The organism is Flavobacterium branchiophilum FL-15 (assembly GCF_000253275.1).
In the GTDB taxonomy this organism is placed as follows: domain Bacteria; phylum Bacteroidota; class Bacteroidia; order Flavobacteriales; family Flavobacteriaceae; genus Flavobacterium; species Flavobacterium branchiophilum.
On sequence record NC_016001.1, the window covers coordinates 1,832,093 to 1,844,355 of the forward strand.

At 29.5% G+C, this 12,263-nt stretch carries 12 protein-coding genes; 3 read left to right on the plus strand and 9 right to left on the minus strand.

All coding sequences use genetic code 11. The features are described 5' to 3' along the window. Positions 1–29 precede the first annotated feature (29 nt). The 6 genes from FBFL15_RS07885 to rsfS all read right to left on the minus strand — a co-directional run bounded on the left by FBFL15_RS07885 (position 30) and on the right by rsfS (position 4,771). Complete coding sequence (locus FBFL15_RS07885) at positions 30–302, minus strand: acyl-CoA-binding protein (protein WP_014084087.1); 273 nt, start codon at positions 300–302, stop codon at positions 30–32. After that, entirely contained in the window at positions 302–958 is a 657-nt protein-coding gene (locus tag FBFL15_RS07890; protein ID WP_014084088.1) for a phosphatidylserine decarboxylase family protein, read from the minus strand. Before FBFL15_RS07890 ends, FBFL15_RS07885 begins: the two co-directional genes overlap by 1 nt. Before the next feature lies 1 nt (position 959). Continuing rightward, the gene (locus FBFL15_RS07895; RefSeq protein WP_014084089.1) at positions 960–1,760 is read right to left on the minus strand and encodes a phosphatidate cytidylyltransferase; all 801 of its coding nucleotides are present in this window, start codon (positions 1,758–1,760) and stop codon (positions 960–962) included. Between the two features lie 2 nt (positions 1,761–1,762). After that, entirely contained in the window at positions 1,763–2,362 is a 600-nt protein-coding gene (locus tag FBFL15_RS07900; RefSeq protein WP_014084090.1) for a hypothetical protein, read from the minus strand. Positions 2,363–2,457: 95 nt separating this feature from the next. Further along, entirely contained in the window at positions 2,458–4,389 is a 1,932-nt protein-coding gene (gene ftsH / locus FBFL15_RS07905) for an ATP-dependent zinc metalloprotease FtsH (protein ID WP_014084091.1), read from the minus strand. Positions 4,390–4,399: 10 nt separating this feature from the next. Next, positions 4,400–4,771, minus strand: coding sequence for a ribosome silencing factor (gene rsfS, locus FBFL15_RS07910; RefSeq protein WP_014084092.1), 372 nt, complete (start codon positions 4,769–4,771; stop codon positions 4,400–4,402). A gap of 86 nt (positions 4,772–4,857) precedes the next feature. Here rsfS and FBFL15_RS07915 point away from each other — a divergent pair, with 86 nt between their 5' ends. Next, the gene (locus FBFL15_RS07915; protein ID WP_014084093.1) at positions 4,858–5,589 is read left to right on the plus strand and encodes a biotin--[acetyl-CoA-carboxylase] ligase; all 732 of its coding nucleotides are present in this window, start codon (positions 4,858–4,860) and stop codon (positions 5,587–5,589) included. A gap of 45 nt (positions 5,590–5,634) precedes the next feature. Here FBFL15_RS07915 and FBFL15_RS07920 read toward each other — a convergent pair whose 3' ends face one another. Continuing rightward, the gene (locus tag FBFL15_RS07920; RefSeq protein ID WP_014084094.1) at positions 5,635–7,554 is read right to left on the minus strand and encodes a DUF349 domain-containing protein; all 1,920 of its coding nucleotides are present in this window, start codon (positions 7,552–7,554) and stop codon (positions 5,635–5,637) included. Positions 7,555–7,763: 209 nt separating this feature from the next. Between FBFL15_RS07920 and FBFL15_RS07925 the strand changes: the two genes are divergently transcribed. Then, positions 7,764–8,093, plus strand: coding sequence for a hypothetical protein (locus FBFL15_RS07925; RefSeq protein WP_014084095.1), 330 nt, complete (start codon positions 7,764–7,766; stop codon positions 8,091–8,093). Positions 8,094–8,105: 12 nt separating this feature from the next. Next, complete coding sequence (locus FBFL15_RS07930; protein WP_014084096.1) at positions 8,106–9,011, plus strand: ribonuclease Z; 906 nt, start codon at positions 8,106–8,108, stop codon at positions 9,009–9,011. An 11-nt stretch (positions 9,012–9,022) separates the two neighbouring features. Here FBFL15_RS07930 and FBFL15_RS07935 read toward each other — a convergent pair whose 3' ends face one another. After that, on the minus strand, positions 9,023–10,807 hold the full coding sequence (locus FBFL15_RS07935) for a chloride channel protein (RefSeq protein ID WP_014084097.1): 1,785 nt from the start codon (positions 10,805–10,807) through the stop codon (positions 9,023–9,025). A gap of 5 nt (positions 10,808–10,812) precedes the next feature. Then, positions 10,813–11,964, minus strand: a complete 1,152-nt coding sequence (locus FBFL15_RS07940; RefSeq protein WP_014084098.1) for a S1 family peptidase — start codon at positions 11,962–11,964, stop codon at positions 10,813–10,815. Between the last annotated feature and the right edge of the window lie 299 nt (positions 11,965–12,263).

The window sequence follows — 12,263 nt, forward strand, 5'->3', positions numbered from 1 at the left end:
TTTTTTTAAATAATGTTTTACAAAAATAATTAAATTTTATTTTTTATAGATAAAATGGATGCTATATACAATTCTTTTGCTTCCTCTACACTCAAATGACTTATTTGCATCCAAGCATTGGTTTTAAAAGCATTTCTTAAATCAAAACTCATTTGTTTAGAGGATTCGATAGTACCTAAAGTGGCTTGTTTATAATAAGCATACAACCGCAATTGAACATCTTGCGGCAAAGATGATTGCGGAATGGTTAAAGCAATGGTTACTGCTTCCTGAAATCTAATATCTAAATCTTTTTCCAACATTATTTTGATGCAATAATGGTTTTATTTCCGATTGCTTTTTGCCCTAATACTACATCTATTTTGGTGCCAATCGGAAAATACAAGTCAACTCTCGATCCAAATTTAATAAATCCAGCATCGTCACCTTGAATTACTTCTGTACCTTCAATCGCATAATTGACAATTCTTTTGGCCAATGCTCCCGCTATTTGACGATACAAAATTTCGCCAAATTCAGCATTTTCAAGTACAATCGTAGTACGCTCATTTTCTTCACTTGCCTTTGGGTGCCATGCCACTAAAAATTTTCCTGGGTGGTATTTACTAAAATTTATTTTACCACTCATGGCATATCTCGTTACATGAACATTAATTGGCGACATAAATATAGATACTTGTAATCTTTTATCCTTAAAATATTCTTTTTCGAAAACCTCTTCAATTACAACAACTTTTCCATCAACAGGAGCTAACACTACATTTTTATTTGGGGTAATTTGTCTGTTTGGATTTCTAAAAAATTGTAATACGATTATTAATAGTAATAATGCAACAATTTGTATTGATAATTTTAACCAACTTGTTTCCATTAACTTATCTGCACCAATTACTAAAACGGTTGTCAAAAATAATGTGGTTGTAATAATTACAGTTCCTTCTTTATGAAATTTAATCATCTTATAATATTTGAATAATTTGTAAATATAAATATATAAATGGTGCCACAAAAATAACACTATCTAATCTGTCTAAAATCCCTCCATGGCCAGGCATAATACCGCCACTATCTTTGACGCCCGCCAATCTTTTAAATCTCGACTCAACTAAATCGCCAATTGTGCCGAATATACCTACAATTATTGCGATTGTTGGCCAAAATAACAATGTCATTGGTACAAAATATTTTGCAATTAACAAACTTCCAATGCAAGCAAACACTAAGCCACCAAAAAAACCTTCTATTGTTTTTTTGGGCGAAATCGATTCAAATAATTTGTTTTTTCCTATCGATTTACCAACTATATAGGCAAAAGTGTCGTTTACCCATATTAAAATAAAAATAGAAATTATTATTTTTGGATAAAATATAGCATTCAAATAGGGTATTTTTATTAGTATTACAAATGGTAAAATGATATAACCAATAAGTAAAACATATTTTGATAAAACATCAAATTTAACAAATTTATTTTGAAATAACGATACCAATAATCTTATACATACAAATAATGATCCACACAAAAGTAATATTTGATTGTATGTAGTTGTTTCAATAACTACAAATAAATTATAAATTACTAATCCAATAATCCATGAAATAACTTTATTTAAATCTAATAAATTACAAAATTCATATATAGAAACTATTAAAAAAAACAAAAAAAGTAAATTAAAACTTAACTTAGAATACATAGTGGCACTTATCAAAATAATGATATAAATTATGCCAGATAGGGCTCTTGTAGTAGTTTCTCTCATGATTACTCTTCTAAAAGTAATAAATACAAATTTTTGGAACAAATACCATAATTCATAAAATTTTCGTCAATTTTTTCAGTAAAATTTTTTATTGCCATAATATTAGAGGGATAATTGGCTGTATATTTCTTTTTGATAGCTCTTAAACCATCACTTTTAGTTTCATTAAATTGATTAGTTTTCGAAAAAATAACAATATTTTTTGGTAAATCATTAGGTTTAAAATGTTTTACTTGATTAGATGACATTAATATTGAGCCTTCTTCAGCTATCAATCCTTCACAAGTGGCAAATAAAAATTGTGGTTCCTCATTTGCTTTATAAAATAATTTATTTTCTTCAAGCAAAGGAATCAATTGATTTTCAAAACATAACACACTACATTCAAACCAATCATTTTCTACTAAAATATTCAAAAATTGTTCTCGGAGTTCATTAAAATCTTCACAATAAATAAATTTACCTCCATTTTCATGAAATAGTTTTACAAAACGTTCCTCTATACTAATAGTCATTTCACTGTCTATTTCACTTAAAATAGACACGTTATCAACTTGTTCTACTTCTGGAGTTAAACCAAAAATTTTTTTAAATAAATTCATTTTTATTTACACCTATTACTTGTAACCTATAAATATAAAAAAATCTTAATTCAAATATACATTGAATTAAGATTTTTTATTAAGATTTATTAACATTATGATATTTCAGTGTCGAATGTGTTTTGGTTAAAATCTCTTTTTCCAAAAATCAATTCTAAATCATCTTTAAATATAACTTCTTTTTCTATTAATATATCTGCTAATTGGTTTAATTTATCTTTGTTTTCTGTCAAAATTCCAATAGCTCTTTGGTATTGCCCTTCTATTAATTTTGAAATTTCTTGATCAATAACTAAAGCCGTTTCTTCTGAGTATGGTTTTGTAAATCCATATTCACTTTGTCCAGAAGAGTCGTAATAAGTAATATTTCCAAGTTTTTCATTTAATCCATAAATCGTAACCATGGCTCTAGCTTGTTTGTTTACTTTCTCTAAATCACTTAAAGCTCCGGTTGATATTTTATCAAAAATTACTTTTTCCGCTGCTCGACCTCCCATAGTCGCACACATTTCGTCTAACATTTGGTCGGGTCTTACAATTAATCGCTCTTCTGGCAAATACCAAGCTGCTCCTAAACTTTGACCTCTTGGCACAATGGTTACTTTTATCAGTGGAGCTGCATGCTCCAACATCCAACTCACTGTTGCATGCCCTGCTTCATGAATAGCAATGGCTCGTTTTTCGTTTGGTGTAACAATTTTATTTTTTTTCTCCAATCCACCAATAATTCTATCTACTGCATCCAGAAAATCTTGTTTATCAACCGCTTCTTTGTTATTTCTTGCTGCAATCAATGCTGCTTCATTACAAACATTGGCAATATCTGCTCCAGAAAAACCTGGTGTTTGTTTGGCTAAAAAGTCAATATCTAATCCTTCAACTTTTTTTAATGGAGCCAAATGTACTTGAAATATTTCAGCTCTTTCTCGAATGTCTGGCAAATCTACATAAATTTGTCTGTCAAATCTTCCTGCTCTCATCAGGGCTTTGTCTAAAACGTCTGCTCTATTAGTTGCAGCTAAAACAATCACATTAGAATTGGTTCCAAAACCATCCATTTCTGTAAGCAGCTGGTTGAGTGTATTTTCCCTTTCATCATTGCCGCCAGACATACTGTTTTTTCCTCTTGCCCTTCCTACAGCATCAATTTCATCTATAAATATTATAGCTGGCGATTTTTCTTTGGCTTGCTTAAATAAATCTCTTACTCTTGAGGCCCCAACACCAACAAACATTTCAACAAAATCCGAACCTGATAATGAGAAAAAAGGGACTTGTGCTTCTCCAGCTACCGCTTTTGCCAACAACGTTTTTCCTGTACCAGGTGGGCCAACTAACAAAGCACCTTTTGGTATTTTTCCTCCTAAATTAGTATATTTTTCAGGATTTTTCAAAAATTCTACAATTTCTTGTACCTCTTCTTTTGCACCTTCAAGCCCTGCTACATCCTTAAATGTTACTTTTATATCTGTTTTTTCGTCAAAAAGTTTGGCTTTTGATTTTCCTATACTAAACATTTGCCCAGGTCCGCCACCGCTTCCTCCTGACATTTTACGCATTACAAAAATCCAAATTCCAATGATAACTAAGAATGGTAAAATATCTACAAACAATGACATGGCTTGGTTTTTTGGTGCAAAACTATAGTCTTTTAATTTGCCTTGTGTTCTGGCTTTCTCCAAAATGTTTTGAAAAGATTCCTCATTACCTATTTGTACAAAATATTGAGGGCCTTTGTTGGGTTTTTTAAATACATCCAACTTTACTTTTTCATGCTCTTTGTTATTTTTACCTTTGTCAGATAAAAATATTTCTGCTTGTACTTTTTCATATACAATTACATTTGAAATATCTCCTTTTTCTAAGAAATTATTGAATTGTGCAACTGAAATTTTTTCGGGCTGTGCATAATTTTTGATGCCATCATCAAAAATATTGTAAACTAAAATAATGGCCAATATAGCACCATATATCCACCACGGACTAATTTTAATCTTTTTTGGAGTAGGTTTGTTATCTTTAGACATGCTTTATTTTTTAATATTTATTTTCTATCGAAGTCATTTTGGCATCGCCCCAAAGGCTTTCAATATTGTAATATTCACGTATGTGTTTTTGAAAAACATGCACTACAATATTTACATAATCCATCAAAACCCACTCTGCATTATCAGATCCTTCTACATGCCATGGTTTGTCTTTGATGGCCTTTGAGACCGTTTTTTGAATGGAATTGACAATAGCATTGACTTGTGTATTTGAATTTCCATTACAAATTACAAAATAATCGCATGAGGCATTGTCTATCAATCTCAAATCCAAAATATCTATATCGTTTCCTTTTACTTCTTCTATCCCTTTGATGATGAAAGCTAAAAGTTCATCATTATTAATTTCTTTTTTTGTCATTTATTATTTTTGTATATTTTGCAAAGTTATCATTTTTTGTTGTTAATTTTGAACCTTAACAAAAGTTTAAATTATTTTTATATTTTATGAATATTATCAAACTCAATGCCATAGATTCTACCAATGATTATCTAAAACGTTTAAGTAGTACTCAAGTACTCGAAAATTTTACTGTTGTAACTGCCGAAAACCAAACCAATGGCAAAGGGCAAATGGGCGCAAAATGGAATTCTGAAAATGGTAAGAACCTTATAGTTAGCATTTTAATAAAGAACATTTTAAAACAAACTTCAGACATTTTCAATCTTAATGTAGCCATTACAGCAGCCATTGCTACTACATTAATAGATATTGACATTCCACATATTTCGATCAAATGGCCTAACGACATTTTGTCAGATTCTAAAAAAATAGCTGGCATACTTATTGAAAATACGCTCAAAACTGATGGCAGTATTATTTCTATTATCGGATTTGGACTAAATATCAATCAAACCTCATTTGAAAATCTTCCTCAAGCTTCCTCATTATGTAATATTACACATCAAATTTATGATAAAGATTTGATATTATCTAATATTATAGACAATATTCAATTCAATATATCTTTATTATCAAAAGGGATAAACGATATTTTGTGGGAAAAATACCATGATTTATTGTTTAAAAAAAATATTTTTATGCCTTTTAAAGATTCAAATCATCAAACTTTTATGGGTAAAATAGTAGGAGTTACTGCTCATGGAAAATTAGAAATAGTACTCGAAAACAATATCATCAAAACTTTTGATCTAAAAGAAATAACAATGCTTTATTGATTTTTTAACAAAAAGCCTCAATAGGTTTTGAGGCTTTTTAAAATACTATTCTTCCGATTTGAAATTTCTAATTTGTTTTAATTTATCTTTCAATAATACCAATTCTTCCTTATGCTTTTCAATGTTTTTTCTAACCTCTAATACTATAGAATTTTCTTTTTTGGCATTTCTTGTATTGGCAAAAAATTGAATATTATTTTCAAGTTGAAATATTTCACTTTGAACTTCTTCAATTTTTCGAATGATAAATATTTTTTCGTTTTCTAATTTTCTTCCATCGTTACTTTCAGATATTTGTTCTAGCTTGTTTGAAAAACGAACCATTTCAGATTCTTTTTTGCTTAAACTCAATTTTTCAAACAAGGCATCTAAAATTTTGTTGAATTTTCCATCAATATGTCTTCTTGTAAATGGCACTTTTCCAAATGATTTCCAATTGTCTATATGAACTTTGATGGCATTCAAATCTGTTCTATGATCGCCTGTCATTTCAAAAGCTCTAATGACTTCCATGTAGTCTTTTTTCTTCTCAAAAGCTTCAACTTCGTCGGTATTTTCAATAGATTTGAATTCTTTTAATTTTTCAAAATAATGATTGCAGGCCTCACGAAATTCTTTCCAAAGACTGTCAGAAATTTTTCTTGGAACATGACCAATGGTTTTCCATTCGTCTTGAATTTGTTTCATTATTGGTGTTGTCAATTCAAAATCGGTACTGTCTTTCAGTTCATTAGCTTTGGCCACCAATGCTTGTTTTTTGGACAAATTATCATGCTGATCTTTCTTAATTTCTTTGTAAAACGAATTTTTTAAAGTATTAAAATCTTTTACAGCATTTTTAAAACGTTGCCAGGTAGCTTCATTTACCTCCACAGGAACTTTTCCTACTTGAAAAAAAGCATTTCTTAAGGCTTCAACTTGATCTATTTGTGACAACCATAAATTATGAGAATCTACTTTATGTTTTGCTAAAACTTCTAATGCTTCTATAATAATAGACTTTTGAGATAAGTTGTCTTGCTCTATCAATCGGACTTGTTCATACATTTGCTCGCGTTTGTCGTGCATTTGCTTGGTCAAATCGCTAAATTTGATCCAAATTTCTTCACGATGCTCTTTTGAAACTGGACCAATATCCTCTTTCCACATTCTATGCAAATCTTGCAACTCTCTAAATGCTTTATTCAAATCAGTTTCAGATAATAATTGTTCGCATCTGGCAATGATTTTGAGTTTTAAATCTAAGTTATGCTTAAAATCTAAATCTCTTGCTTCTCTGTCTAAATGTAAAAAATCATAAAAATTTTCTATATGAAAATGATAATTATTCCAAACATGATTGTATTTATCTTTTGGAATTGCACCAGCATTTTTCCAACGCTCTCTTAAATCATTCAACTGCTTTAAAGCATTTGGAATATTATCTTGGGCACCAACTAAATTTTTTAATTCTTCAACTATTTCTAATCTTTTATTTAGATTGGCTTGTAAATCATTTTGCAATGACTTAAAATGTTTGTTTTTTTGGTCTTTAAATAAAGTATAAAGTTGATCAAATTTATTTTTTAATGGAAAATGATATTGAAATTCTTCATTAGTATCTGCATTTTCTGCCTCAAATTGAGCTCTCTTTTCATCAATAAATTCATAATATTTTGACAAAAATGCGGTTTTGGCTTCTTCAATATGGCTTTTAAAGGCCATAATTTGTTCGTTTTGTACCAAACTTTCTAATGAAGTTACGATGTCTTCCATTGCCATACTTTCGTAATTTTCAATTGGAATTTGCGATATATTCTTAATATCACTTTCGCCTTGTGCTGCAACTTCACTTGAAATTGCTTCCACTGCTGCGTTATTCATCGAATTTTCAAAATCTTGACTTTGAGTTGATGCTGTCATTTGATTTGCATTTTCTAATGCTCCATCTGCTTCTTGCAGGTTATCATTCTTTTCTTCTAACATTTGATCAATGTTTAAGGTTTATATTTATACCATTATTTCGAGGGCGAAAGATACTAAAGCAGTTCTAATTTTCAAAGAAAAAATTAAAATTATGTTAAAAAAAAATATTTTAGTAGTTTTTTAATTTGAATTAGCCTTTTTAAAAAATTTTAATTTAATTTTGAATTTTAATTATAAAACCATAACATTTTAAATAATTTATTATCAAAATGAACGATATATCGAATACAATCGTTATCCAAGCTTCCGAAAATGTTGATTTAACAGCCATTTGTACTCAATTAGAATCTAATAATCCGTCAATTCTAAACGCTAATGTCATCATCAATTTGAATTTTTATACTGATTTGAATAATAAAAATCTAAAAATATTTTTACCTATTTTTAAAAATTTTAAAAAAAATAATAAGTCTATTGTTTTAGTTTGCGAACATGTAGATTTTAATATTATTTCTGACAAATTTCCAATTGTTCCCACACTTCAAGAAGCTTATGACGTGATTGAAATGGAAGCAATTGAAAGAGATTTAGGAATTTAAAACTTTAATATATTGAACCTTACCATTTTAGGCTGCTATGCTGCTACCCCCAGAACGTTTACAAATCCTACAGCACAAGTTTTAGACATCAAAAATAGATTGTTTTTAATTGACTGTGGTGAAGGCACCCAAGTGCAACTTCGTAAAAACAAGATTAAATTTTCTAAAATAAATCATATTTTCATATCTCATTTACATGGCGATCATTGTTATGGGTTAATTGGTTTAATTTCGACATTTATGCTACTCAATCGTACTACGGATTTGCATATTTATGGGCCAAAAGGAATCAAAGAGTTGGTTACGGTTCAGTTACGATTATCCCATTCTTGGTCTAGTTATGGATTGTTTTTTCATGAATTGGAGGCTACAACTAGTCAAATTATTTACGAAGACGAAAAAGTTTTGGTTGCTACTATTCCTTTAAAACATAGGATTTATACCAATGGTTTTTTGTTTAAAGAAAAAAGGAATGAAAGAAAACTACATTTAGAAGCGGTTCAAAAATGGGGAATAGATACTTGCTTTTATCAAAATATTAAAAACGGAAAAGACATTATACTTGATGATGGCACTTTTTTACCCAATAGTACGCTGACTTTTGATCCTGATCCCCCAAAAAGTTATGCGTTTTGTTCAGATACGATGTTTCATGAAAGTATTATTCCACTAATTGAGGGGGCCTCTGTTTTGTATCATGAAGCCACTTTTTTAGAATCAGAACATGAAAAAGCACAAAAAACAATGCATGCTACAGCTATTCAGGCAGCAACAATAGCATCAAAAGCTGGCGTTGGTAAATTAATTTTAGGACATTTTTCTACCAGATATGAAAATATCGATCTGTTTAAACAGGAAGCTGAAACTGTTTTTTCAAATGTTGAAACCGCCGATGATGGTAAGATATTTGAATTTTAAATTTTTAAAATCTATTCTATACTCATCGATTTTAACTTGGCTCTATAAGCTTCTAAAGCTACCGATTTTGATACAAATCCGTGGTATTTTCCATTTTTAATTACAGGTAAAAAAGCCACTTTTGATTTTTCAAATTTATTCATCACCGTTTCCATACTGTCTATTGGATAAATAATATCAGAAGGCTGTGTCATGATTTCTGAAACTTTTGTAAATTTTACGGTATAGGAATTGAAAATTATTTCACGGATATGATTAAAATGGACAATGCCAACTAATTGATTATCAAGATTGACAACACCAAAAATGACTTGATTGGAATGTGAAATTAAATCTACTAATTTTTCTAAATTTTCATTTGGAGTAATAGTTAAAAAATCCGTTTGTATGACTTGATTGATGTCTAATGTTGTAAGTACATTTTTATCTTTATTATTAGTAAAAACATGACCTTTTTTGGCTAAATTTTTGACATCCATCGAATGTTTTTCAAATCTTTTTGAAATTGTAAAACTAATAGAAGAAACAATCATTAATGGAATCATCAAATTGTATCCTCCCGTAATTTCGGCAATTAAAAAGATAGCTGTTAGCGGTGCATGAAACAAGCCACTTAATATTCCTGCCATTCCTACTAAAGTGAAATTGCTTATAGGAAGGTGAGCAATACCAATAAAATTAATGATTTTAGAAAATAAAAAACCGCAATAAGACCCTAAAAATAGGGAAGGGGCAAAGTTGCCTCCATTACCTCCACATCCTAAAGTAATACCAGTAGCAAATGCTTTAATAAACATTGTTAGTCCTACAAATATTAATAAAATCCAAGTATTTTGATTGTATTTTTCAAAAAGAGTGTGGTTTAAAATCCGACCAGGGTTTTTATCTGAAAGTATCCGAATACTTTCATAACCTTCTCCAAATAGGGTTGGAAAAACATATATCAAAATGGCCAATATACTGGAACCAATCAGCGCTTTTTGATAAGGCTTCCATCTTTTTCTAGCAAAAAAATGCTCCGTTCTTTGAAAATTTCTGATATAAAAAACAGCAATTAAGCCAGTAATAATTCCTAAACCAATGTAAAACGGAACATTATGGTAATCAAAATTTTCTTGTTGTTTGAAATTTAATAAAATTGTAGGGTCTAATATCAAAGCGGAAACTAATGCTCCTGTGGCAGCCGCAATCATGATTGGAGTAAATGCAGAAATGCTTACATCTACTAAAAGCACTTCTATGGCAAATAATACACCGGCTATTGGTGCATTAAAGGCGGCTGCAATACCCGCAGCTACACCACATCCAATTAATAAGGTCCTGTCCTGATAACCAAGTTTGTAATTTTGTGCATAATTGGAACCAAATGCAGCTCCAGTAATCACTATCGGACTCTCTAAACCTGCAGATCCGCCTAAACCAACAGTTAGTGAGCTCGTTATAATTTGAGCAAACATTTGCTTTTTTGGAATGATACTCGCTTTTTTGGCTACGGCATACAAAATTTGAGACGTCCCTTTTTCTATTGTTCCTCCTAATATATTTTTTACCACAAATACAGTTAAAATTATACCAAAAATAGGAAAAAAACTATTAATAAATCCTAATTTTAATACACTTTCAATATAATTTGCAAACGTAAATACAGCATGTGCAAAGGTTTTTAATACTATTACTGCAAATGCAGCAGAAATACCAACTAAAACACTAGATAAAAAGATAAACTGTTTTGGCTCAATAAAGGATTGAGCCAAAAATATAGTTGTTTCTAAATAGGTTTTAATTTTTTTTATCATATTTTCTAATTGATAAGATTTAAAGCATGTTTAACAACAATTCCAAAATTGTAACCTTGTGCTTGGTCAAATCCAGCATAATTTACGGCTATCAATTGACCACATTCGTTAAAAACGGGTGATCCACTGGCACCATGTGTTGAGGTTACACTATATTGTAAACTTGTGCCATCTGATTCTTTATTGATTTGACCTTCATAAATTTGTACTTTAATCCCTTTTTTGGTATTTGCTAATGTCATACCCATTGGATAACCTATCAAAACAGCATTTGTTCCTGGCTTGATACTGGTATCGTCGCTAACGGCAGATTGCAAATCAACCACATTTTGAACACTTTCTGGTATTTTTTTGGTTTTAATTTGCAAAACAGCCACATCTATTTCGCCATCATCTGCTGTTTTCAAAATTTCACATTCTAGCCATTCATCATTTGAACCATGTAAAGCAATGCTTATATTTACAGATACTGGAATAACTTCTATATCTTCAATTGCCATTTTCCTTGAGGTTTCTAGTGCTGCTTCTAATTGATGGTTTTCTTCAACCAAATTTGCTGCTTCTTCACTAATATCTATTGAATCTGTGGCGGTTATGGTTTGCTGTGGCGATGTGTTCTCGTTATTTTCTGATGTTCCTTGTTCAGAATTTGCTCCTCCTTCTTCATCATAATTTACCATATCCCAATTTTTTTCCAAATATTCTTTAGCCTCGTCTGGATCTATATTTTCTGGTAATATATATGAAATTTCTTGAGCTAAGTTATCACTTAAATTTTTATTCAAATCTTCATATTTCCAAGGTTCTGCCACATGATGATTGGTAACTATTTTACCATCTTCAGATACAAAAAAACCAGTTCCTGTAATGGTTTGTTCGCCATAATTGGCATCATTTACATTCAAAATAAACGGTTTTGCACCTTTAATCGAAACTTGATAACTGTAAGTATGTTTTACTAAAACAACTGCATCTTTATATTTTTCGTAAATAGCATTCTTATTTGGCAAACATGTAACTTCTTTTTGTTCAAATTGTTTCAATATTTTTGGTATTGCAAAACCAAATAATACTAATACCGCAATTATGATGATAATGTATTTTTTTTTGTTTGATGGTGTAGGCTCTAAATTGTTATTTAAGTTTGTGATTTTCATTGTTTTTAATTATTAAATCATTAATCATTAGGTTTATATGTAAATTTATTTTTTTTTATAAAATATTTATGACATTAAAATGTATTCATATAAATATCAATTTTTATAATCTTATATTTTTTTAAAAATAATTAATGTTTTTTAATAAAATAATATTTCTATAATTATTAAATGCTATATTTTTAATTGTCATTTCGCTACAAATTTATAAATTATTTTAGCTTTTACAATTCATAACTTTAATTTTAATACAAAAAAAAAATCAAATCTTTGTTATTTGGTAAACTATACAAATAAAA

Bases quoted from the DNA above. Each gene is read 5' to 3' on its own strand.
- FBFL15_RS07885 (WP_014084087.1), bottom strand. From the start codon at position 302: ATGTTGGAAAAAGATTTAGATATTAGATTTCAGGAAGCAGTAACCATT.
- FBFL15_RS07890 (WP_014084088.1), bottom strand. From the start codon at position 958: ATGATTAAATTTCATAAAGAAGGAACTGTAATTATTACAACCACATTA.
- FBFL15_RS07895 (WP_014084089.1), bottom strand. From the start codon at position 1,760: ATGAGAGAAACTACTACAAGAGCCCTATCTGGCATAATTTATATCATT.
- FBFL15_RS07900 (WP_014084090.1), bottom strand. From the start codon at position 2,362: ATGAATTTATTTAAAAAAATTTTTGGTTTAACTCCAGAAGTAGAACAA.
- ftsH (WP_014084091.1), bottom strand. From the start codon at position 4,389: ATGTCTAAAGATAACAAACCTACTCCAAAAAAGATTAAAATTAGTCCG.
- rsfS (WP_014084092.1), bottom strand. From the start codon at position 4,771: ATGACAAAAAAAGAAATTAATAATGATGAACTTTTAGCTTTCATCATC.
- FBFL15_RS07915 (WP_014084093.1), top strand. From the start codon at position 4,858: ATGAATATTATCAAACTCAATGCCATAGATTCTACCAATGATTATCTA.
- FBFL15_RS07920 (WP_014084094.1), bottom strand. From the start codon at position 7,554: ATGTTAGAAGAAAAGAATGATAACCTGCAAGAAGCAGATGGAGCATTA.
- FBFL15_RS07925 (WP_014084095.1), top strand. From the start codon at position 7,764: ATGAACGATATATCGAATACAATCGTTATCCAAGCTTCCGAAAATGTT.
- FBFL15_RS07935 (WP_014084097.1), bottom strand. From the start codon at position 10,807: ATGATAAAAAAAATTAAAACCTATTTAGAAACAACTATATTTTTGGCT.
- FBFL15_RS07940 (WP_014084098.1), bottom strand. From the start codon at position 11,964: ATGAAAATCACAAACTTAAATAACAATTTAGAGCCTACACCATCAAAC.